20 protein-coding genes are annotated in these 22,573 nt (G+C 64.3%); 12 read left to right on the forward strand and 8 right to left on the reverse strand.

Annotation, left to right across the window (positions count from 1 at the left end; all coding sequences use genetic code 11):
- The first annotated feature begins 89 nt into the window (after nucleotides 1-89).
- Both VSR68_RS27985 and VSR68_RS27990 read left to right on the forward strand, forming a co-directional pair.
- Entirely contained in the window at nucleotides 90-1,319 is a 1,230-nt protein-coding gene (locus VSR68_RS27985; RefSeq protein ID WP_342942955.1) for a zinc ribbon domain-containing protein, read from the forward strand.
- A gap of 139 nt (nucleotides 1,320-1,458) precedes the next feature.
- Entirely contained in the window at nucleotides 1,459-2,580 is a 1,122-nt protein-coding gene (locus VSR68_RS27990) for a TAXI family TRAP transporter solute-binding subunit (protein ID WP_342942956.1), read from the forward strand.
- Between the two features lie 120 nt (nucleotides 2,581-2,700).
- On the opposite strand, the gene VSR68_RS27995 is transcribed toward VSR68_RS27990, so the two are convergent.
- Entirely contained in the window at nucleotides 2,701-3,255 is a 555-nt protein-coding gene (locus VSR68_RS27995; protein WP_342942957.1) for a thioesterase family protein, read from the reverse strand.
- Nucleotides 3,256-3,575: 320 nt separating this feature from the next.
- Here VSR68_RS27995 and VSR68_RS28000 point away from each other — a divergent pair, with 320 nt between their 5' ends.
- Nucleotides 3,576-4,139, forward strand: a complete 564-nt coding sequence (locus tag VSR68_RS28000; protein WP_342942958.1) for an N-acetyltransferase family protein — start codon at nucleotides 3,576-3,578, stop codon at nucleotides 4,137-4,139.
- Between the two features lie 52 nt (nucleotides 4,140-4,191).
- On the opposite strand, the gene VSR68_RS28005 is transcribed toward VSR68_RS28000, so the two are convergent.
- Nucleotides 4,192-4,746: a putative glycolipid-binding domain-containing protein gene (locus VSR68_RS28005; RefSeq protein WP_342942959.1), complete on the reverse strand. Its 555-nt coding sequence runs from the start codon at nucleotides 4,744-4,746 to the stop codon at nucleotides 4,192-4,194.
- Between the two features lie 272 nt (nucleotides 4,747-5,018).
- On the opposite strand from VSR68_RS28005, the gene VSR68_RS28010 reads away from it, so the two are divergent.
- From VSR68_RS28010 to VSR68_RS28040, 7 genes are all read left to right on the forward strand, one after another.
- On the forward strand, nucleotides 5,019-6,014 hold the full coding sequence (locus VSR68_RS28010) for an urea transporter (protein WP_342942960.1): 996 nt from the start codon (nucleotides 5,019-5,021) through the stop codon (nucleotides 6,012-6,014).
- Between the two features lie 82 nt (nucleotides 6,015-6,096).
- Complete coding sequence (locus tag VSR68_RS28015) at nucleotides 6,097-6,873, forward strand: class II aldolase/adducin family protein (RefSeq protein ID WP_342942961.1); 777 nt, start codon at nucleotides 6,097-6,099, stop codon at nucleotides 6,871-6,873.
- Nucleotides 6,854-7,105: a 4-oxalocrotonate tautomerase gene (locus VSR68_RS28020; protein ID WP_342943009.1), complete on the forward strand. Its 252-nt coding sequence runs from the start codon at nucleotides 6,854-6,856 to the stop codon at nucleotides 7,103-7,105. Before VSR68_RS28015 ends, VSR68_RS28020 begins: the two co-directional genes overlap by 20 nt.
- A gap of 386 nt (nucleotides 7,106-7,491) precedes the next feature.
- On the forward strand, nucleotides 7,492-9,000 hold the full coding sequence (locus VSR68_RS28025) for a cytochrome ubiquinol oxidase subunit I (RefSeq protein ID WP_342942962.1): 1,509 nt from the start codon (nucleotides 7,492-7,494) through the stop codon (nucleotides 8,998-9,000).
- 28 nt (nucleotides 9,001-9,028) lie between these two features.
- Nucleotides 9,029-10,030, forward strand: coding sequence for a cytochrome d ubiquinol oxidase subunit II (gene cydB, locus VSR68_RS28030; protein WP_342942963.1), 1,002 nt, complete (start codon nucleotides 9,029-9,031; stop codon nucleotides 10,028-10,030).
- Nucleotides 10,008-10,166, forward strand: coding sequence for a hypothetical protein (locus VSR68_RS28035; RefSeq protein WP_342942964.1), 159 nt, complete (start codon nucleotides 10,008-10,010; stop codon nucleotides 10,164-10,166). The genes cydB and VSR68_RS28035 overlap by 23 nt, the downstream gene beginning before the upstream one ends.
- A gap of 769 nt (nucleotides 10,167-10,935) precedes the next feature.
- Entirely contained in the window at nucleotides 10,936-11,688 is a 753-nt protein-coding gene (locus tag VSR68_RS28040; RefSeq protein ID WP_342943010.1) for a response regulator transcription factor, read from the forward strand.
- Nucleotides 11,689-11,824: 136 nt separating this feature from the next.
- Here the strand turns inward: VSR68_RS28040 and VSR68_RS28045 are convergent, their stop codons facing one another.
- Nucleotides 11,825-12,142: a hypothetical protein gene (locus VSR68_RS28045; RefSeq protein WP_342942965.1), complete on the reverse strand. Its 318-nt coding sequence runs from the start codon at nucleotides 12,140-12,142 to the stop codon at nucleotides 11,825-11,827.
- Nucleotides 12,143-12,531: 389 nt separating this feature from the next.
- Nucleotides 12,532-14,394, reverse strand: coding sequence for a hybrid sensor histidine kinase/response regulator (locus VSR68_RS28050; RefSeq protein WP_342942966.1), 1,863 nt, complete (start codon nucleotides 14,392-14,394; stop codon nucleotides 12,532-12,534).
- A gap of 390 nt (nucleotides 14,395-14,784) precedes the next feature.
- Here VSR68_RS28050 and VSR68_RS28055 point away from each other — a divergent pair, with 390 nt between their 5' ends.
- A complete protein-coding gene (locus tag VSR68_RS28055; protein ID WP_342942967.1) occupies nucleotides 14,785-15,594 on the forward strand; it encodes a hypothetical protein in 810 nt (269 codons plus the stop codon).
- A gap of 457 nt (nucleotides 15,595-16,051) precedes the next feature.
- A complete protein-coding gene (locus tag VSR68_RS28060) occupies nucleotides 16,052-19,450 on the forward strand; it encodes an alpha/beta fold hydrolase (protein ID WP_342942968.1) in 3,399 nt (1,132 codons plus the stop codon).
- 76 nt (nucleotides 19,451-19,526) lie between these two features.
- On the opposite strand, the gene VSR68_RS28065 is transcribed toward VSR68_RS28060, so the two are convergent.
- The 4 genes from VSR68_RS28065 to VSR68_RS28080 form a co-directional block, all read right to left on the reverse strand.
- Complete coding sequence (locus tag VSR68_RS28065; RefSeq protein ID WP_342942969.1) at nucleotides 19,527-19,736, reverse strand: hypothetical protein; 210 nt, start codon at nucleotides 19,734-19,736, stop codon at nucleotides 19,527-19,529.
- Between the two features lie 37 nt (nucleotides 19,737-19,773).
- Entirely contained in the window at nucleotides 19,774-20,034 is a 261-nt protein-coding gene (locus VSR68_RS28070) for a hypothetical protein (RefSeq protein ID WP_342942970.1), read from the reverse strand.
- A gap of 28 nt (nucleotides 20,035-20,062) precedes the next feature.
- The gene (locus tag VSR68_RS28075) at nucleotides 20,063-20,848 is read right to left on the reverse strand and encodes a hypothetical protein (RefSeq protein WP_342942971.1); all 786 of its coding nucleotides are present in this window, start codon (nucleotides 20,846-20,848) and stop codon (nucleotides 20,063-20,065) included.
- A 286-nt stretch (nucleotides 20,849-21,134) separates the two neighbouring features.
- A complete protein-coding gene (locus tag VSR68_RS28080) occupies nucleotides 21,135-22,571 on the reverse strand; it encodes an FAD-binding oxidoreductase (protein ID WP_342942972.1) in 1,437 nt (478 codons plus the stop codon).
- Between the last annotated feature and the right edge of the window lie 2 nt (nucleotides 22,572-22,573).

Here is a 22,573-nt window from a genome sequence, read left to right on the forward strand (position 1 = left end):
GATCGAGTTCCGCCAACTCGCTCGTTTGCTTCAACTTCGATCCTGAGCATGCCGAAATGGCATCGCCTACAACTGGTTGGGGTTCAAGCATGTCTGCCGAAACGACACCTGCCCAGGGCTTCCCAACGCCATGCACACGTTGCGGCGGCGTGCTGTATCAGCATGCCGACTTCTGCCCGTACTGCGGCGCCGATCATCCTCTCGACAGAGCGCAGCGCAAGCGCGCCGGAACCCAGTTGAGAGCCGTCGATACGCCGTCGCATTTGCCCGCCATTGCTCCCGATCCTTCGGGACTGCCCGCGCTCGCATCAGCCGACATGCCGATTCCGCCCCTCGCCGTGCCGCACGCTGCATGGCAGGCGGCCGGCCGGTGGATGGCCACGAGAGGCGTCGTGATGTTGCTCTTCGTCGCGGCGTTCGGCTATGCGGCCTGGCTGCTGCTCGGCGACAACCGCCGGCAGGACACGAGCAGCGACGAATCCACCAATAGCGCGAGCACGGCGGGCGGGTCGATTTCGCCTTATACACCACCCGCGCCGCCATCCGTGCCGCGAGCGACGCCGCAATCCGTGATGCAATCCGCCGCGCAATCGACGCGTGGCGCGCCGACGGCGACGAGTGTGAACGTGCCCGTCGCCGACATCACGCCGACACGCGTTGCGCCGCCGAAGCCACCCGTCGTCAAGCACTACCTGGACCTCCCCGAAGCGCTGCGCGCGGCACACGCCGGACTCGCGCACAACAGCCTCGCGGAAGCGAAGTCGGCGCTTGCCGATGCGATGTCGATCGAGCCGAACAACGCGGACGCAGCGCAGATCCAGAGTGAAATCGGCGACCGCGAGAAGAGGCGCGACGCCGCGCTCAACGTCGCGAGCAACTGCGCGAAGGACAAGCTGTGGAGCTGCGTGCGCGAGCATGCGGCGCACGCGCTCGCGATCGACGTCAGCAGCGCGGACGCGCAGTCATTGCTCGAGCGCGTGATTCTTTCGACGGGCTGGAAGCCGCTCGCCAGCGCGCCCGCGCCCGCGACTGCCGCCACGAACGTCAACAACGCCGACGCCAATGCCAATGTGAATACGAATACCAACGGCACGCCGGCGCTGCCGCCCCTGCCGCCTGCCGTCGCGGCGAAAAGCACCGCGACGGCAACGAGCGTCACTGCAAATTCCACGGCGACGAACGCGATGACGAATACGGTGACGAACGCAACAGCGAACGCGACAGGCAGCAACGCGGCGAGCGCAGCCAGCGGCGTCGACGCCGAGATGCGCGCAATCATCGATTCGGGCTGGAAGCATTCGCCATCGGCGAACAAGTGAACAAATAGCAGAGCACGTCACGCGATCGAGAAGACGCAGCACACACGTATTGCAAGCCTGAAGTAACGGAGCATGCGTGCTATCCGTTGCGCGCATGCGTTTGAACATACCGCGTATCAACACATAAGGCAGGTAGACCATGCTCAGAACAATACTGACGGGATTGACGGCGCTGGTGAGCTTATTGGTCGCGTCCGTCGCCATCGCTGCCGGGACGACGGGGGCAGCGGCGGCAGCCGGCGTCGCCGCGCACTACAAGATCGTCACGGGACAGGAGCGGGGCACGTACATCCAGATCGGCGCCGACCTCGCGAAATACGTCGCGCAGCCCGCGGGCATCGACCTCGAAGTGATGCCGTCGAAAGGCTCTGCGGAAAACGTGCAGCGCATGCGCTTCGAGGCAGGTGTCAAGCTCGCGCTCGTGCAATCCGATGTGTACCAGGCCTATATCGACATGGCGAACTCCGGCAACGCGGACGCCGGCACGACGATCCGTCCGCTGCGCCTCATCATGCCGCTCTATAACGAAGAGATCTATTTTGTCGTGCGCAACGACTCGCCGATGAAGTCGATCAACGAGATCAAGGACAAGGTGATCAGCATCGGGCCGATCGGCAGCGGCACTGCGCAATCGGCAACGACGCTCTATCGGCTGATGTTCAACCAGCCGATTCCCGAGCAGAACGTGCAGAGCCTCAGCAACGAGGACGCGATTGCCGCGCTCGTCGTGAAGAAGATCGACGTGGCCGTGATCGTCGCGGGACAACCGGCGAAGCTCTTCACCGACATGAACCCCGATCTGCTGTCGCAGATCCGCTTCCTGCGACTCGACGCGAACGCGCCCGAAACGACGCGCGCGAAGGAAACGTATTTCCCCGCGACGATCCGCCAGAGCAGCTACCCGAACTGGCTCAAAGAAGACGTGCCGACGCTGACCGTCAAGGCGTTTCTCGTCACCTACGATTACGGCTTGCGCGATACCGTCAGCAATCTGAACCGCTTCGCCGATTCGCTGTGCAACAACTTCGACGTGCTCCAGGAGAAAGGGCATCCGAAGTGGAAGCAGGTGAAACTCGAACTGCCGCCGCTCACGAAGGGCTGGCAATACTATCCGCCCATCGAGCGGCACTTGCGCGCGTGCATCGCGCACCGCGCTGCCGGCACGCCGACGGCCTCCGCGCAGCAGCAGCCCACGCCGCCTAAAGTCAACAAGCGTCCTTGCTCGGATCAGGAGCGCTTGCTGCTGTTGTGCGGGAAGTGAGGTTCGATAGCGTGTGCTTCTTCATCGACGCGTAACGCCACGGCATGACGGATGCCGTGGCGTTTTCGTTGCATATGAGAACAATGGGCGACGCAGCGCAGCGCGCACACGTTCGCCTGTTCACGCCTGCGCCGACGCCTCGCGCGCAGCGGGCGGAATCGCCATGCCGCCTTCGGCCGCGCTCCACTGCACGATCCATTCGGGCAGGACGGGCGAAGCCTGCGTGACGCCCGCGAGTTGCAGCAGATCGTTCGTCGGCACGGTGCCGCCGCTGCGCTTGAGAAACCGTGCGCGCACCACGCCCAACGCGACCTGCGCGCCATCGCGGATAAAAGACTGCTCGATGAACGCGTGCTTCTCGTCCCAGCCGATCACGCGCGTCGCCACATCGTAGCGGTCCCATAGCTCCAGCGATCGGTGAAAGCGCATCGTCTCCAGCGTGACGACGGGATACCACCCTTGCTTCCTCAGTTGCGGCCACATGCCCGAGCGCACCATCAGATCGACGCGCGCCAGATCGAGAATCGTGAAGTAGCGGCCGTTGGTCATATGGCGCAGCACGTCGAGATCGTTCGGCCACACGCGAAACGGCGTCACGCAAGTGTCGAGCACATGCAGACGGCCGCGCCGCGGGCTCAGCATCAAGGTAAGGAAGAGACGCAACAGCAGGTTCATGGCAAAGCCCGTATCGGCGACGCTGACGAGTGGATGTGAGACTGCGAACGAGCCTGCATGTTAATCGACGGCTGCTCAGCCGGAAACAGCGGAAGCGGCGTCTGGTGATAGAGCACCTCTTCGCATCGCGCATGCCGTCGCGAGCGATATGCGTTGTCCTGGTGCGCGTCGATGGCGGGAACACTGTGTCTCCTGGTTTTCCTCACCATCCTGGAACGGCTCACCTTACCGTCCGCCGACGGCGATTTTTGAAGCGCTTCATTTCCGCGCGCGCCACAGGCATAGTGAGAGGTTTCCAGCTACGACACCCATCCGACACAATGAGCGAGACATCACCCGTCGCCGCGCCCGTCGTCCGCGACGCGACGGACGCCGACTTTTCCTTTATCCAGCCCATCTACGCGCATCATGTGCTAACGGGCGTCGCGTCGTTCGAAGAAACGCCGCCGTCCGTCGACGAACTGCAAAAGCGCCGCGCCGCCGTGCTCTCCCATGGCCTGCCGTATATCGTCGCGGTGCTCGGAGGCAAGGTCGTCGGCTATGCGTATGCAACGCTGTACCGGCCGCGCGTCGCCTATCGCTACACGATCGAAGACTCGATCTACGTCAACGACGGCTGCCGGGGGCGCGGCGTCGGGCGCGCGCTGCTCGCCGCGCTGATCGAGCGATGCGAGCAAGGACCGTGGCGTCAGATGATCGCCGTCATCGCGGACGGCGGACGCGGCGGCTCGCTGTCGCTGCATCGGGACGCGGGATTCGAACTCGTCGGCACGTTGAAGGCGGTCGGCTTCAAGCACGGACGCTGGCTCGATTCGACGGTGATGCAGCGCGCGCTCGGACATGGCAGCGATGCACTGCCAGCGGACGACGATACTGCAGAGTAAGGCCCACACTCACGCGCATCGACGGACTCGCCGCCGAGCGCGAAGCGCAGCTTCACGCGAGCGGCAACGTGCGCGTGAACATCGTCGGATAGTCGATCACGAGTCCGTCTTCGTCGACCTTCAGCTCGGCCGCGAAGCCCGTATCGATGCCTTCATAGCGATACTCGATGCCCGGCTCGACGCAGGTATACGCCTGCTCGACGCGCGAGATCTGCAGATCGGGCGTCGAGATGAACGCGACGGGAATCGTCTCGCGCGCGCCCTTAGTCAGTTGCAGGCGGCGAATGGGCAGCGTGTTCGTATAGGGCGTCGCGGCAATGTCGATATCGATGCAGCCCGCCAGCGACGCCAGCACGAGGCCGTGACCGTCATGCCAGTTGCCCTCGCCGTCGCCGTGCAGATCGAGTTCGGGGCCGCCGGTTACTTTCAGCCACGCATGCACGGTACGCCACTGCAGGTCGCATTTGACGCGGTAAAAAAGGCCATACGGATGGCCGTTGCGCTCGCCGATCAGCACGCTCTCGGCATAGAAGCCGTCGGCGCGCGCGTCGAACGCGAGATGCTCGACGCCATCGCCCTCTTCCGGGGTCCATCGCACTTCACGCATGAATCCGTCTCCTTCGAACGATCGTCATCGGTGACATCGTAGCGCGAACACGCCGCGATGAACGCCGCGTTTTCCGTTCTCGCCGCGCCGGCCGCGAACCGGGCCGACGTCATACGCGTGCAGGACACGCGCCGCAAATAGCCGTTATCAATGCACGCGCATGACATTCGCCGTCCGCCTCGTTATGCTCGCGGTTCGTCTGCTTCGAATCTCGCTGGCCGCGTGAGTTCCGCCTCATGCGGCTTCGTCATGTCCGCTCTATCGATATCGCCATGCACGCCGCGCCCCATCAAGAGCCGTTCACTGCGCTGCGCACGCTGCTGCGCAGCTTCGGCCAGATCGTCCTGCAACGCGATGCGTCGACGGGCGCATGCGTGCTCGCCGCGTGGCTCGTGTGCAGTCCACGCCTCGCGTGCGCTGCATTGACAGGCGCGATCGCCGCGAACGTCGGCGCGGTGCTGCGCGGCTACGATCCGGGCGAGACGCGCGACGGGCTGCACGGCTTCAACGGCGCGCTGGCGGCGCTTGCCGCGTTCACGTTCATCGCTGACGACGCCACGGCGATGGCCATCGCGATTCTCGCCGCGACGGCCGCCGCGTGGCTCCTCGGACCGTGGGCGCGGCTGCTGCGCTCGCGCGGCCTCGGATACTATTCGAGCCCTTGCCTGCTCGTCACGTGGGCGTGGCTGCCGCTCGTGCATGGGACGTTCGCGCATGCAAGCGTCAGTGTTGGCGCCGGCTTAAGCGTCGGCTTTGGCGTCGGCTTTGGCGCCGGCTTTGGCGTCGGCGTGAACGCGAGCGACGCCGTTGCGTGGATGCCGTTCGCGCGCGCATTGCTTGCGGGCATCGCGCAGACCTCGTTTGCGTCGACCGCGTGGGCCGGTCTGCTGATTCTCGCGGGCATCGCGATGTCGTCGATGCGACGCGCCGCATTCGCTCTGGCGGGCACAGCGCTCGCGACGACGGCGCACTGGTTCATCGGCGTGGATGCAGGCTCGCTCGACGCGGGCCTGTCTGGATTCAACGGCGCGCTCACGGCGCTGGCGTTGGCCGATTGCGGCGCGTTGGCCGCGCTCGTTGGCGTGTCGATGTCGGTGACGCTGCAACAGGCTGCTGCTTTTCTTGGCGTGCCGGTTCTGACCGCGCCGTTTGTCGCGGCGACGTGGACGGTGAGCCGTTTCATGCGCGATACTCGCGACACGCACATTTCGCCCAATACAAGCCCCTTCGACGTCGCAGCCGAACGCGGCACGGACATCGGGCACTAGAAAGCACGACCCGCGCCGCCTCGCCCGAAGCGCTGAAGCGGCGAGTCACCAGCAACCCTGTTGTATGAGGACGGGAGACATCATGTCATTTGCACACACGCCCGCGGGCCGCATCGCGCAGTCGTCGCCGATGTCGGAAGCCGAACGGCGCACGCGCGTCGATCTCGCTGCCGCCTATCGGCTCGCGGCGCTCAACGGCTGGGACGATCTCGTCTATACGCACATCTCCGCGAGCGTGCCCGACGAGCCCGGCCATTTCCTCATCAATCCGTTCGGCCTGTCGTTCGATGAAGTCTGCGCGTCGAACCTGGTGAAGATCGATATCGACGGCAATATCGTCGGCGAGAGCGAGCATCCGGTTAACGCGACGGGCTTTGCGTTGCACGCCGCCGTGCACGCGGCGCGGGCCGACGCGTTCTGCGTCATGCATCTGCACAACACGGCGGGCGTTGCCGTGTCGCTGCAAAAGGACGGCCTGTTGCCCGGCTCGCAGCACGCGCTGCGCTTTCATGGCCATCTCGCGTATCACGACTACGAGGGCCTCGCGTTCACGCCCGCCGAAGGCGAGCGGCTCGTCGCCGATCTCGGCGACAAGCCCGCGATGCTGTTGCGCAACCATGGCACGCTGACGGCGGGCCGCACCGTCGCGGAGGCCTATGTGCTGATGGCGACGCTGATCAAGGCGTGCGAGATCCAGTTGCAGGCGCAGGCGGGCGGCGGGCCGCTCGTGCTGCCATCGGAAGCCGTCGCCGAGCGCACGGCCGAACAGCTTTACGACGGCGGCGCGATCGAAGGCGCAATCGAATGGCCCGCGCTGCTGCGCAAGCTCGATCGACTCGATCCGTCGTTCAGGAACTGACTTCGACACGCTTCGTTTCAACCCACTTCAAGGAACACGAGACATGCCTACATTTCATATCGAGCTTTTCGAAGGCCGCACCGTCGAGCAGAAGCGCCAGTTCGTCGAAGCGATTACGAAGGCGACGTGCGAATCGCTGAACGTCGAACCGGGTTCCGTCGACATCATCATCACGGATGTCAAACGCGAAAACTGGGCGACGGGCGGCCGTCTGTGGTCCGATCCTTCCTGACGAAAAACGACTGAACGCCTCGCACGAAACTCTCTTCTGCGACAACGGGCCGCAAGTGCACTTCCGCACTTGCGGCCTTTCTCTTTTCGACGACGCCATGAACCGTCGCGCAACCGTCACGCACACGATGCTGCGACGCGGTTGATTGACGCACTTTCCCCTTGAGCGCGCGCAACACGCACGCTGATCGACATAACAAAAACCTGATCGCGATCAAGGATTTATCTCGCCAAAGCGCCCGCGCGGACGCACCGTTCCGCGCCATATCGACGCAGCCCGCAGCGCAGCAAAGCCGTCCGCAATCCCCTACGCTTGCCTCATCTGCACGACGCAGTGCGCCCGGCATCCGCCGACGCGCACCGCGCTTTTTTTTCGGATTCGGACACATGAACACCGCAATCTCCGCCTTCGACCTCGCGCGCATTCAGTTCGCGTTCACGGTCTCGTTTCACATCGTCTTTCCTGCGCTCAGCATCGGTCTCGCGAGCTTCATCGCCGTTCTCGAATGGCGCTGGCTGCAAACAGGCAAGGCCTACTACAAGGATCTTTGTCTGTTCTGGTCGAAGATCTTCGCGGTGGCCTTCGGCATGGGCGTCGTGTCGGGTGTCGTGATGAGCTACGAGTTCGGCACCAACTGGTCGGGCTTCTCGTCCTTCGCCGGTCCCGTGACGGGCCCGCTGCTGATGTACGAAGTGATGACCGCGTTCTTCCTCGAAGCGGGCTTCCTCGGCATCATGCTGTTCGGCTGGCAGCGCGTGAGCCCGCGTGCGCACTTCGGCGCGACGCTGATGGTCGCGATCGGCACCCTGATCTCGACGTTCTGGATTCTCGCGTCCAATAGCTGGATGCAGACGCCGCAAGGCTTCGATATCGTCGACAAGCGCGTCGTACCCGTCGACTGGTTCAAGATCATCTTCAATCCGTCGTTCCCGTACCGTCTCGCGCACATGGCGATGGCCGCATTCATCGTGACGGCGCTCGTCGTCGCGGCCGTCGGCGCGTGGCATCTGCTGAAGGGCCGGCGCGACAACGCGGTGAAGAAGATGTTCTCGATGGCGCTGTGGATGCTGCTCGTTCTCGCGCCCATCCAGGCGTTCGTCGGCGACGCGCACGGACTCAACACGCGCGAATACCAGCCCGCGAAGATCGCGGCGATCGAAGGCCTGTGGGACACCGAGAAAGGCGGCACCGCGCTGAACCTGTTCGGCATCCCCGACATGCAAGCCGAGACGACGAAATACGCCGTGTCGATTCCGCATCTCGGCAGCCTGATCCTCACGCATAGCTGGGACGGCGAAATCCGCGGACTGAAGAGCTTCCCGAAAGAAGATCGCCCCGACTCGACAATCGTGTTCTGGAGCTTTCGCGTGATGGCGGGTCTCGGCATCGCGATGATCGGCTTCGCGGCGGCCGCATGGGTGCTGCGCCGGCGCGGCAAGCTGTATGACGCGAAGTGGTTCCACCGCATCGCGATCGCGATGGGCCCGACGGGCTTCATGTCGCTGCTCGCAGGCTGGATCACGACGGAAGTGGGCCGCCAGCCGTGGGTCGTGTATGGCGTGAAGCGCACGGTCGAAGCCGTGTCGCCGCTCTCCGCACAACAGGTCGGCATTTCGCTGATGGCGTTCGTCGTCATCTACTTCCTCGTGTTCGGCACGGGCATCTACTACATGCTCAAGCTGATGCGCACGGGTCCCGCGCTGCCGGGCCATACGCCGGACGGCTTGCCTGAAGTGCCTTCCGTCCCAGGCGGCACCGCGCGCCGCCCGCTCTCCGAGTCGACGGGAGTCGGCGCTTCGGCTGTCGGCCGGAGTCGGAGCTTTAGCACTTACTCCGGCCCCATGCAGAGCACTTACTCCCATGCAAAGCCCGTCGACCAGATGATCGACGCCTGACCACCCTTCGATACCCGCGAGAGAAAAAATGGATGTGACCGTAGTCTGGGCCGCGATCATCGCACTGGGCCTCTTCATGTACGTCGTGCTGGACGGCTTCGATCTGGGCATCGGCATCGTGTTTCCGTTCTTCCCCGACGAAAAGGAGCGCGACCTGATGATGAACACCGTCGCGCCCGTGTGGGACGGCAACGAGACGTGGCTCGTGCTAGGCGGCGCGGGCCTCTTCGCGGTGTTCCCCGTCGTCTATTCGACGGTGCTGTCCGCGCTCTACCTGCCTCTCGTCGGCATGCTCGTGTGCCTGATCTTTCGCGGCGTGTCGTTCGAGATTCGCGCGAAGGCGAATCGCACGAAGCATCTGTGGGATCTGGCGTTCATCGGCGGCTCGACGGGTGCGGCGTTCTTCCAGGGCATCGCGCTGGGCGCGTTCCTGCAAGGCATTCCCGTCGTCGACGGCAGCTTCGCCGGCAACGCGTTCGGCTGGCTCACGCCGTTCTCGCTGCTGACGGGCCTCGGCCTCGTCGTCACCTATGCGCTGCTCGGCTGCTGCTGGCTCGTCGCGAAGACGGAAGGCGATCTGCAACGGCGGCTGCATCGCGTCGTGTGGCCGCTGACGATCGTGCTGCTCGGCTTCATCGCCGTCGTGAGCCTGTGGACGCCGCTGCAGGAGCCCACGATCGCGCAGCGCTGGTTCGACGACGGCCTCTTCTGGCGCCTCGCGCCCGTGCCGTTGCTCGTCGCGATCTGCGTGTACTTCATGCGCCGCGCGGTGCGCGACCGGCATCACAACACGCCGTTCATGCTGGCGCTCGGCCTCGTGCTGCTCGGCTATGCCGGGCTGCTGGTGAGCCTGTGGCCGTATGCGATTCCGTCGAGCGTCACGCTCTGGGAAGCAGCCGCTCCGCGTTCGAGCCAGGTGTTCACGCTCGTCGGCGCGGCCGTCATCATTCCGATCATCATCGCGTACACGACTTTGGGTTACTGGGTCTTTCGCGGCAAGGTGCGCCATGGCGACGCCCACTACCACTAAGCCCGCCCGCTCCCGCTCGCGCCTGTCGGGCTGGTTCTGGTTCATCGCGCTGTGGTGCGGCGGCGTGGGCAGCGCGATGATCGTCGGCTACGCGTTCAAGGCGCTGATGAACGCGACGCTCTTCGCGATCGCCTGAACGGCTGGCGCGAAATGCCCGGGGCGCTTCGCGCGGTCACATGCGCCGTCACATATCACGCGCGCCTCATGTACGGAGCCCTGCTTTCAGCGCCAAGGGCTGGCGCAAAGGCGCCGAAGCATGCGCGGCACTTCGCGCAGTCGCATCCGCCCGATTTACGAAGCCGCGCCTCGGGCGACAGCGAACACCCGGGCGCCCTGCCGCGCATAGCTCGCTGCCGCCGGCCGCACCCGACAAAGCCGCCGCTTCGCCTTCAAAATCCTTCCGCCCGGCTCGTCTACGTAGCAGGCCGCGACACGGACGCACGTCCGGCCACCGATGCAGTGCCGTACGAACCAAAGGAAAACCACGCGCGCCAACCGCGTCGACCAGGCCGGACTCTCCGGCACGGCCGCAGCGGCAGCGCGAGCGAGACCAGACTGATACGCGCCGGCGCCGTCGCATTCCGGACGGCCCGCGCAAACAATGACAGGCGGACGCACGCGCATGGGCCGCAAGGCCCGCGCAGGCGACCCGCGGCGAGCATGACCACGCCGACGATCAGGCATATGATCGCGGCGTAGGAAGCAAAAAAGCTGTTGCTGCATGGACGGCCCGTCGCTGACGCGGCCGCAGGGAATGCAGCGGGTTGCGGCACGCGGCGGGCGGTTTCGCGCTCGCGCGCGGTGCAGCCTTGCGGACGGATGGCGCACTTCGGGGAGCGCGCCCTCTGCTCCCGTCCCGACCGACAACCAGGTACAACATCGGCAGGGCCGAAAGCGGAGACATGATGAAGTTTCTCGTAGCCGACGATCATGAACTGATCCGCCAGGGCGTCAAAGGTCTGTTGCGCGGACTCGATCCCGACGCCGTATTCGACGAAGCCGACACGTGGGAAACGCTGGCCGCCATCGCCAAGCCCGACGCCGACCACGACCTCGCGATCGTCGATCTGCATATGCCCGGCATGACGGGCGCCTCCTCGCTGCAAAACCTGCTGACGGCCAACCCCGCGCTGCCCGTCGTCGTGCTGTCCGCGGAGGAGTCGCCCGACGAGATGCGCGCCGTGCTCGCGGCGGGCGCGCTCGGCTTCGTGCCGAAGCGCCAGCCCGCGAGCGTGATGCTCAAGGCGATCGAACTGGTGCTTTCCGGCGGCGCCTACGTGCCGATGGAAGCGCTGAGCCTGCTCGGCAACCGCGAAGCCGCGACGGCAACGATGGAGCCGGCGTCGACGGCAAGCGCGGCAACGGCCACCGCGCAAGCGACGGCGTCCGCGACGCCGGAAGCCGCGCCCCTCGTCCGCGTCGAAGCGTTGCAGCCGCATCAGCAGCATCTGCTGGAAAACCTGTCGCCACGTCAGCAGGAGATCATGCGTCTCGTGCATCGCGGCTGGACCAACAAGATGATCGCGCGCGATCTCGGCGTCGCCGAGGGGACGATCAAGGTTCATCTCTCCGTGATTTTTCGCGCGCTCGGCGTGCACAATCGCGCGACCGCGATTGCCGTGATCAACGGCTGGCTCGAAGCGGGAAAGACGCTTTAGCGCAAGCCGCGTCGGCGGTGGGATTCAGCGTGGGCGTTGCAGAGGACGGCGGCATCGGATGCTGATCAAGCGCTGACCGGATGCCGCCTTTCGGAAGGAAGCGGCCCCGCCTGGAGCCGCGAGGGCGCGTTGCGCGTTACAGCAGTTCGGTCGCGAGCGTGACGCCGAGCGCGACGCCGCCGATCACGCCGATCGCGCGGCCAAGCAGCAGCGCGTTGAGGTCTTCGTCGAGCACGAACAGGCTGCGCCGCTCGCGCAGAACCGTGCGATGCAAAAGCGGCATGGGAAAAAGCAGCGCGCACGACAGCGCGACGGGCAGGCCGAGCCGCATCGCCATATGCGCGTGCCGGCCGGACGGAACGCCGAGATACAGCATGCCGATGACGAAAGCGCTCGTCACGAACGCGCCGAGCAGGACGCCGGCGACGAGCCGGTCGGAAGGATGTCCGTTCACTTCGAAACCTCGTTGATTCGATAGCCGCGCCAGCGCAAATCGGCTGGGCGGAGGGTTGGCGGGAAAATTCGCTGCGCGCAGCGGATGAAGCGATCGGCGCGACGCCTGCCGATCGCCTCGCGACGCCGGTGACTCGACGGCCGCCGTTATCGCGAATCGGCTTATTTCAGCAGCCAGGCTTGGGGCCGGTCGATCAGACACTTCTCAAAAAAGCTGGCGAGTGCGGGAGCGGCACGCAGCGTTCGAACGGCGAATGCGTCGTTTGGATGAAGCGGGGAAGAGCAGAACGGGCCGCCGCGAACGCGGCCCCGGAGAAATTAAGCCGGTCTGGAGGAAACGAGCGCCAAACAAACGACGGCCAGCCGGCCAGTCGAAAAAACGCCGCGCGCTCAGCTACGCGACGTCACCGGCTGTGGCGCCGCGCCTTCCGCGCTATTGGTGACGTCGGTGGCGTCGGTGGCATCGGTCGGAGTGGCATCGGCTTCGGCGTCGGCGCCCGGCTGCTGCCACAGCAGTTCCAGCGTACGGCGCAGGCGCGCCGGCGTCACGGGCTTGTGCAGCACGGGAATCCCCTGCAGCGCGAGCGCCTCCAGTTCCACCGACGCCATATCGCCCGTAATCAGCAGCGTCACGACGCGCTCGCGGCCGCGCCGCAGCAGCGCGTCACGCACGGCGCCGAGCGCCTGCGCGCCTGTCCGGTGGTTCGCGAGCTGGTAATCGCAGAGCACCGCGTCGGGCAGGAAGCCTTCGTCGATGGCGAGAAGCGCCTGACGCTCGTCGGGCACGCCGCGCACCACGCAGCCCCAGCGCCCGAGCAGGTTCTGGATGCCTTCGAGAATCGCCGGCTCGTCGTCGATGCACAGCACGTGACGGCCGAGCGCCGCCGCGCCGCTCGCGCCCGAGTCGTTGAGACCGGCGACGATCCGCGCCGGATCGCCCGCGCGCACCGCGAAGCGGAACACCGTGCCGCGCCCCGGCGCCGAGCGCAACTGCAGCTTCCCGCCGAGCATCTCGACGAGCCGCTTGACGGTCGGCAGCCCGAGGCCGTGTCCTTGCCGCGCGTCGCGGTGCGGATTGGCGACCTGATAGAACTCCTCGAAGATGCGCTCCTGCTCGGCCTTCGGAATGCCGATGCCCGAATCGCGCACTTCGATATAGCCGCCGTCGAGCCGTCCCGCGCGCCGGTAGCCCATCCAGATCGCGCCGCCCTCCGTGTAGCGCACCGCGTTCGACAGCAGGTTGCTCAGGATGCGCTCGAGCAGCACGGGGTCGTCGTGGATGACGGCGTCCGTCGGCGCAATGCGCAGCGCGAGGCCCTTCGCGGCCGCCTGCGGCCAGTACTGGCTGCCGACGCGGTCGAACAGTTCCGAGAGCCGGAAATGCAGCTTGATCACCTGCGTGACGCCGCTCTCCAGCCGCGCGAGATCGAGCACCTGGTTGAACAGCTGGTTGAGCGCCTCGACGTTGTTGGCGATGTTGCTGGCCGTCTTCGCATGCTGCACGGACGTCGCCGCCGGATCGTTCAGCGATGCCGCAAGCAGCCCGATTGCGTGCAGCGGCTGGCGCAGGTCGTGGCTCGCGGCCGCGAAGAAGCGCGTCTTCGCGAGACTCGCCTCTTCGGCGACGAGCTTTTGCGCGGCAAGCGATTCGGCGAGCGCCTGCTGATCGACGCGCGCCTGCACGACGCGCTGGAACAGCTTGCGGTAGCTGAGCGCGTAGACGTTGATCGCGCAGAAGAAGAACGCGAGGACGATCGCGAGAATCGTGCGGTCGAACGTGTGCGTGCCGAAGTGCAGCACGATCGCGGGCAACAGCAGGAAAGGAATGGCCGTCGCGAAGTTGGCGACGTCGAAGCCGTTCGACATGAACACGCCCGCCGCCAGCGTGACGAGCATCACCGTGTGCAGGATCGGGAGATCGGTGTGCGGGCTCTGGAACGCGAACCAGATCGCGAGCCCCGGCGCGCTATAGAGCAGCGCGCCGCGCGCAGCGTGCAGGTTGATCCACGTGCGCGGCGAGACGGCGCCGGGCCAGCGGCGGTTGCACATCCACAGCGCGAGGCTTGCGCAGTTGGCAAAGCCGTAGAAGATGAAGCACGCGGCAAAAAGATGCGGATGAGGGATGTCATTCCAGTAGATCGCCACCAGCACCGCGATCGAAAACCAGTGCGTGAAGAAGGCAATCGGGTCTTGCGCGTACAGCACGCGCACGAGATCTTCGTCGATCGCACGCTGGATTGGATCGGCCCGCATCGTGCGGTTCTCCTCACGCATGGTTGCTGTCGAGTCCGGCCACGCCGGCCCCCGCTGTTCGATGGTGTTTCCGCTTTTCGTCGAAGCGCCGCCGCTTGCTTTGGATTTGGAATAAAACCCGGGCGACGCACGTCTTACACCGGCACCGGTACGGCAGTCTTAAGACAGTTTACCCGTCTTGCCGGCGGTTTACCCTTCAGCTATGACTTAATCCATATAGGCGGAGCCGCGTGCAAAAAGCATACTGGTTTCAACGATTCAACAATCAAGCGCGGCCAACAGCCTCTGAAGGTTCAGCTACACGACCTGTTTTACGCCTGTTTGTCGAGGCTCCATCGGCGGGACCACCCGCCCCTACCGCGCACCTTGCCACTTCCGATGGAGGCCTTCATGGGCGCAGTTCCGAGCCAGGTTTTCGCACGCACTCTCGACGACGCCGTACTTCCCGACCTTTGGCGCCGCCGCACGCAGCTGACCGATAACGAAATGATGTCGATGTACGACCTCGTGAAGCGCGCGCTGCGCACCTATCATCCGCTCGAACTGCACGCGCTCGGCGAAGACAAGGAAGAGCTGGTGCACCAGTTCATCTATACGAAGGTGCTGCGCCTCGCGCCCGGACACGTCGAATCGAAGGCGGCGCCCGAAAGCGCGCCGTCCAACAGCTACGCAATCTGCGCTTACTTCCGCCGTTATCTGATCGATTGCCTGCGCAGCGCGAGCCATCAGCGCAACGTGTCGATGGAGCACGAAGGCATGATGCAGGAGATCGATCTGCGCGCGCATGCACTCGAAGACCCCGTCGAAAGCGTGCTGATGCAATACGGCCTGAGCGAGCGCCGCGTGCGCGAAGCGGCGCGCGAGTTCATCGCGTCGCTCGATTCGCCGGAGCGCATCGTGCTGGCGGGCAGCCTCGGCTGGTGCTCGGAAGCGAAAGGCGGTCTGTCCGCGGTGGCCGCGCAGCATCGTGTGCCCTCCTATCACTATCGCGCTGTGAAGCTCGGCGTCACGATGAAGAAGACGGACGACGCCAGCCAGTTTTCCAACACGAAGATCGGCCAGTGGCTGCGCGACGTGCTCGGCATTGAAATCCACGCTGAAAACCGCGACGCGATCCTCGTCGTGTTCAACCTGCTGGCGACGGAAGCGACGGAAGCCGCCACCGCCCCGGACGACGAAATGATCGAAGTGGCTGCGTGAGGGGTGGGCGTTTCGCAATCGACGTTCGGTCGGCCGGCCCGCACGGCGGGTCGACCGGCGGCGATGGGGATGGGGATGCAAATGGCGATGTCGATGCAGATGGCTGGAAGCCTTGATGCCTTGATGCCTTGATGCCTTGATGCCTTGACGCCTTGATGCCTTGATGCCGCACCGGGTTTGCAGCCGCGTTTCCTCCAGTACGCCGCTCCCGCACACGTTCCCAGGCGCATTCCCGCGCCCCGTTCCCGCAACCGTTGCCCGCCATCGCCTATTCGCGCCGAACGCATCACGCACCCGAAAGCACTTAAAAAACACGCCTGATTTTCAATTGCGCACCCGACTGCGCGTTTTCCCCTTGCATTTCGATGCACGCCGTCCAGGATAAATAAGCTACCAGCGCGAGCCGTCTTCATCGGGGCTCCCCCGCCCTGCTGCACACTCAAAAAGAGGTGGTCGAATGAACCGCTTGTCCAGCGCCCTTTCGGCGATGAAGGATCATTACGAGGTGGTGGTCGTGGGTTCGGGCTATGGCGGCGCGATCGCCGCGAGCCGCATGGCGCGCGCGAAACGCAGCGTGTGCCTGCTCGAGCGCGGCCGCGAATTCATGGCCGGCGACTTTCCCGCGACGCCATTCCAGGGCGCCGAGCAGATCCAGTACAACACCAGCCTCGCGCAGATCGGCTCGCCGCTCGCGCTGCTCGAAATGCACGTGAATCCGGACGTGAATGTCGTGGTCGGTTGCGGGCTGGGCGGCACGTCGCTGATCAACGCCAACGTCGCGCTCAAGCCCGACGCGCGCCTGTGGGACGATCCGCGCTGGCCCGCCGCGGTGCGCGCCGACCAGGCGAACCTCGACGTCTGCTACGAGCGCGCAACGACGATGCTCGGCGCGACGCCCGTGCCCCACGACTATCCCGATCTGCCGAAGCTCGACGCGCTCGCGCTGTCGGCGAAAAAGCTCGGGATGAGCGAGCGCTTCTACCGGCCGCCCATCACGGTGACGTTCAAGGACGGCAAGAATGCGGCGGGCGTCGACCAGCAGCGCTGCACCGGCTGCGGCGACTGCAACTCGGGCTGCAATCACGGCGCGAAGAACTCGACGCACATGAACTATCTGCCCGACGCCGTCGCGCACGGCGCGCAGATCTTCACGGGCGCGGCCGTGCATTCCGTCGTGCGTGACGAAGCGCGCGGCGTCTGGTGCGTCCGCTATCAGCCCGCCGACCTGAAGCGCGAACTCTACGACGCGCCCGAACTGTTCGTGACGGCCGACGTCGTGATCCTGTCGGCGGGCACGCTCGGCTCGACGGCGATCCTGTTGCGCTCGCAGCAGGCGGGCTTGAGCGTGTCGAAACAGCTCGGCCGGCACTTCACCGGCAACGGCGACGTGCTCGCGTTCGCGTTCAACACCGACAAGGTGATCAACGGCGTCGGCTGGGGCACGCATCCCGCCGGCGACATTCCGCCCGTCGGCCCGTGCATCACGGGCATCATCGACCATCGCGACACGGCGAACGTAAAAGACGGCTTCGTAATCGAGGAAGGGTCGATCGCCGCGCCCATCGGCGCCGCGCTGATGGGCGTGCTCGGCGTCGCGGCGCCTGTCGAAGGTGTCGAGATGCCCGATCCGGAAGGCGAGCCGCCCCTCGCCGACGAAGCGCGCATCGCCGAAAGCATTCTGCGCGGTCCGTATCACGGCGCGATGCGCAACACGCAAACCTGGCTCGTGATGGCCCACGACGAAGAAAGCGGACAGATCACAGTGGAAGATGGCCGTCCGCGCGTCAGTTGGCCGAACGCCGGCAAGCAGCCCATCTACGAGACGGTGGAAAAGGCGCTGATCGACGCGACGAGCGCGCTCGGCGGCGCCTACGTGCGCAACCCGATTTCCACCGAGGCGTTCCAGAACCGCATCGTCACCGTGCATCCGCTGGGCGGCTGCGCGATGGCCGACGATGCGACCTATGGCGTCGTCGATCAGGCGGGCCTCGTGTATTCGGATACGCAAGGCCATGCGGTGCACGAAGGGCTGTATGTGATGGACGGCTCGGTGATGCCGCTTTCGCTCGGCGTGAATCCGCTGCTGACGATCTCCGCGCTTGCCGAGCGCAACTGCGCGCAGCTTGCGGCGTCGCGCGGGTGGCAGATCGACTACGACGCGCCGGGCAACGCGGCCCCGCCGCCCGCGCCGAAAATCGGCCTGCGCTTCACCGAGACGATGATCGGCACGTACTTCGTCGGCGATGTGAAGCCTGAGGGACAAGCCGACGATCCCGCCGAAGGCACACACATCAGCTTCACGGTGACGGTCGCATCCGACGACCTCGAAGACATGCTCGCGAATCCGCAGCACGAAGCGCACATGGTCGGCACGCTCACGTGCAACGCGCTGTCGGCGCAGCCGATGACTGTCAGCGACGGCGTCTTCAATCTGTTCGTCGTCGACGAAACGAATGTCGAGCGGCGCAACATGAAATACCGGATGACGCTCGAAACCGTCGACGGCAAGCGCTTCTATCTGACGGCCGAGAAGATCATCACGCACACGTCGCTGCTCGAACTGTGGACGCAGACGAATACCGCGTATGCGAAAGTGCGCGAATTGGAAGCCGACGACGCGCCCGTCATCGGTCACGCGACGCTCATCATCACGCCGGAAAACTTCCTCAAGCAACAGCGCACGATCGAAGTGACGAATGCACCCGATATCGAAACGCGGCTCGCGTGGACGCTGAAATTCGGCCGCTTTTTCGCGGACGTGCTCTACACGGAATACGGCGGCGTCGCCGCGCCGTTGCAGTACTTCAATCCCGAAGCGGCGCCGCGCCTGCGCCGCGCGCTGCGCGCGCCGGCGCCGCACATCACGTACTTCGACACCGAGGACGGCAAGACGCTGCGACTCGCGCGCTATCACGCCGGCGACAAAGGCCCCGTGCTGCTGATTCACGGCTCGGGCGTATCGAGCCGGATCTTCTCGACGGACCTGATCGGCACGAACCTCGTCGAGTTTCTGTGCGCCGCGCGCTACGACGTGTGGCTCGTCGATCTGCGCGTGAGCATCGAACTGCCGAGCGCGACCGTGCGCACGACCGCCGACGAAATCGCGCGCTACGACATACCCGCCGCCGTCGCGAAGGTGCGCGAACTGGCGGGCGTCGACGATATCCAGGTGTTCGGCCATTGCCTCGGCGCGCTGGCCTTCACGATGTCGCTGATGTCGGGGCTAAAGGGCGTGCGTTCGGCCGTGCTGTCGCAGGTGTCGGCGCATCCCGTGCCGGGACTCTTGCAGCGGATCAAGGCGGGCCTGCATACGCCGCAGATTCTTCTGCATCTGGGCATCAAGGATATGACGGCTTACACGCAGCATGAAAAGTGGCCGCACAACCTGCTCGACGAAGCGCTGAAGTTCTTCCCCATCGAGCACGACGAAACCTGCAACAGCCCCGTGTGCCATCGCGCGACTTTCCTGTATGGCCTGCTGTACGAACACGCGCAACTCGACGAGCAACTGCACGCGAATCTGCAGGAGCTATTCGGCATTCACGACGTCGAACTGTTCAATCAGCTCGCGGCGATGGTGCGCGCGGGACATCTGGTCGATGCGAACGGCGACGACGTGTATATGCCGAACGTCGAAGGAATGAAGCTGCCGATCGCGTTCATTCATGGCTCGGAGAATCTTTGCTATCTGCCGACCAGCACGCAGATGACGTTCGACATGCTGGTCGAGCGGTTCGGGCCCGAACACTACGAACGGCATGTTATCGACGGCTACGGGCATATCGACTGCGTGTTCGGCAAACGCGCGGCGCTCGATGTGTTTCCGACGATCGTCAGGCATCTGGATGCGCATTGAGGGTGCTTGGGGAGTCCCGCTCCGGATAAGGCCGACCTCATTCGGGGCGGCCTTTTATCCTTCATCTCGCCTACCGTCAATCTTCAGGGAGTGCGGGTATATCCAGCTTGGCCGTTATCATCGGCTTCAGCATAGGGTGGTAGATCGCAAAAACGTTGAGTGCCGTAATGCCCAGGCGGCGAGCTGTATCTTCGCCCAACTCAAGGACGATACTGGATAACGGCCAATCCGCTCCCACAGTTCCGGCCTTAAACCGTTCGATATCGGAATCCTTTATCGCAAACACTTCGAACTTCTGATCGTCATCGTCAAACGAAACGTGTTTAGCCGTCGGAATCCTCGGGGCGATCGAGTGCGTCTGGATGTGGCGTTACGCTAATGTACGACTTTAGCTCTGGTTGGTGAGCGGCTAACAAGTTGAAGACCAAGCCGCCGATTTTGCGGGCGAATTCATCATCGAGCTTGAAATCTTCATCTGCAAGGGGCCACGGCATCACCAAAGCAGACTCAATACGCCGGGCGATCGGTTCGCGGTGTATCGTGCAAACTTGCAGCGCTTGATCGTGTTCGTCATAGGCGATCACTACACATCGCGGTAGACGTTTGTGTGAGTCAGTCAATTGATCTTCCCCTTAGACAATTTGCGTATCGTTGCATCGCACGCTCGCGACACGTGCCCCATGATGAAGGCTTTGCCGCATACCAAGCGGAACACTCATCCATGTCCGCGTTAAGTTGAATTTCACATTCTGCTTCCTCTGCCGGAGTGAGAAATACGCCAGCTTCCTGATCGGCATCGCCGACAGACATATCTTCGCTGTATTCGAACGACTCCGCATCACCGAGCGGCGTTGAGACGGGATCGTCGGGTGCATCCCATACATCAAAGTCGCTTTCTCCGGAAGACCAGGACCGCGTATCTCGCGGAACACGCGACACACGTTGCAGGTGTAACTGCGACGGTGTAGTCGCGTTCGATGGCTGCTGCGTGGGCTGGGTCAATGCAGGGGCGGCGCGAGCGTGCGCGCGGCGCTGCCGTTCGTTCCGTACTTGCCGAATATATTCCTCCAGCCGTTCCCGGGGCGGCGCGAAGATCAGGTTGCCCAAGCGTACTTCGTGATGAACGGCATGCACGACCCATTCATCGTCCCACATGTTCGGAGCATTGCATCCGGCGTCTTGCAGCAGCCCACGCAAGCGCGGCATGATCTCCCGATTCGCCATCCATGAGCGGGGGTGCGACCATTGCAAAAAATCTGTGCGCACCAGTTCCAGCGCTGCCTTAACCTCGTCATATTGCTCGCGCGATGGCTCAATACCGAACTCGAAGTAAAGAAAATGCATCTTCACGCGGAACGACCACCGAGGCTCCAGATATTCAGGTTTTAGCCAGAACACGACTGACCTCCACCTGTGAAAGCCGCTGCCCGTCGAGACTGCTTAACTTGGCCTGCGCCATGCCAGCTCCGTGAGTTGAACAAGACCCATCGTAGCCATCGGCATTGTGCAGAGTGTAAAGATCGGTCAATGCGCGCGCTAAGGATTCGCGCAGATGCAACGCAGCTGTAAATGACCGTTGCAAAGCCTCGTGACGCGGCCGCGATATCTCGCCAGCACCCGATAGGGTGCAACCAATTTTGTAAAGCGACCGTCGCCACTCCGCATGATTGCGCGCACTGACAAACTAGAACAGCTTGCCCGGATTCAAAATACCGTTCGGATCGAGCGCATGCTTGATCGCTTTCATCGCGGCCAGTTCTTCCGCCGAGCGCGAGACGGGCAGGAACTCGCGCTTGAGCAACCCGATGCCATGCTCCGCCGACACCGAGCCGCGCAACGGCGCGAGCATGTCATACACGAGCGCATACACATCGTGATGATCGACGCCGGGCACCGAGCACCCGTCGACGGTGACATGCAGATTCGAATCGCCGATATGGCCGAAGAAATACGATTCGTTGCCCGGCCACGCGCGATCGAGCGCTACGCGACAACGATCGACGAACGCACCGATCTCGCCGATCGGCAGGCTCACGTCGAAGTTGATCGGGTCCAGCTTGACGGGAAATTCCGCCGTGCATTCGCGGATCGCCCACAGCGCGCGCGTGTCCGCAACCGACTGCGCGATCACGGCATCGCGGATCGCTGATTCGTCGAGTGCATCGGTCAACGCGTTCGAAAAGCGTGCACCGTCGTCATCGGCATCGAAGCTCGCGTGCTCGATCAACGCATACAACGGATGCGGTCCCGCGAACGGCGAGCGCGTGCCCGTCAGCTTCACGCCGAAATCGAAGAAGTCCGGCCACATGATTTCGAATGCGCCGATGTCGTTGCCAAAGCGCGTCGAAAGCCTGCGCAGCAGAGCGACCGCCTGCTCGTAGCCGTTCAACGCAACGAGCGCCGTATGCCGCGACGCGCGCTGCGGCTGCAGCTTCAGCACCGCGCGCGTGATCACGCCGAGCGTGCCCTCGGAGCCGACGAACCAGTGCTTCAGGTCATAGCCCGTATTGTTCTTCACCATCTTGTTCAACGAACTGAGCACGGCGCCGTTCGCGAGCACGACTTCGAGCCCGAGCACCTGGTCGCGCGCCGTGCCCGATTGAATCACGCGATTGCCGCCCGCATTGGTCGCGAGATTGCCGCCGATCTGACACGAGCCGCGCGCGCCGAGATCGAGCGCCAGTTCGAAGCCCGCTTGCGCCGCTGCCTCCTGCGCCGTCTGCAACGTCGTGCCCGCGCGCACCGTGATCGTCGCGGACGCGCTGTCGATTTCCTCGACGCCCGCGAGACGATCGAGCGACAACGCAATGTCGCCGATGCGTGGAATCGAGCCGCCCGCGAGACCCGTCATGCCGCCTTGCGGCACCACGGGCTGACGCGCGTCGTTGCAGATCATCAATGCGCGCGCAACCTGCTCCGTCGTGCGCGGCAACAGCAGCGCGGCGGGCCGCATCGGTTCGTGACGCGTCCAGTCCGTCATCGGGCGCTCGCCGATCGCATCGCCGACGTGCACCGCGTCGTCGCCCAATGCGTCACGTAACGCTGCCAAAGTCGCTGCCAAAGTCGCTGCCAAAGTCGCGGCGAATGTCGATTCGGGCGCTGCCGTTTCTTTCCCTGTCATGC

Source organism: Paraburkholderia phymatum, assembly GCF_038900715.1.
Classification (GTDB): domain Bacteria; phylum Pseudomonadota; class Gammaproteobacteria; order Burkholderiales; family Burkholderiaceae; genus Paraburkholderia; species Paraburkholderia phymatum_A.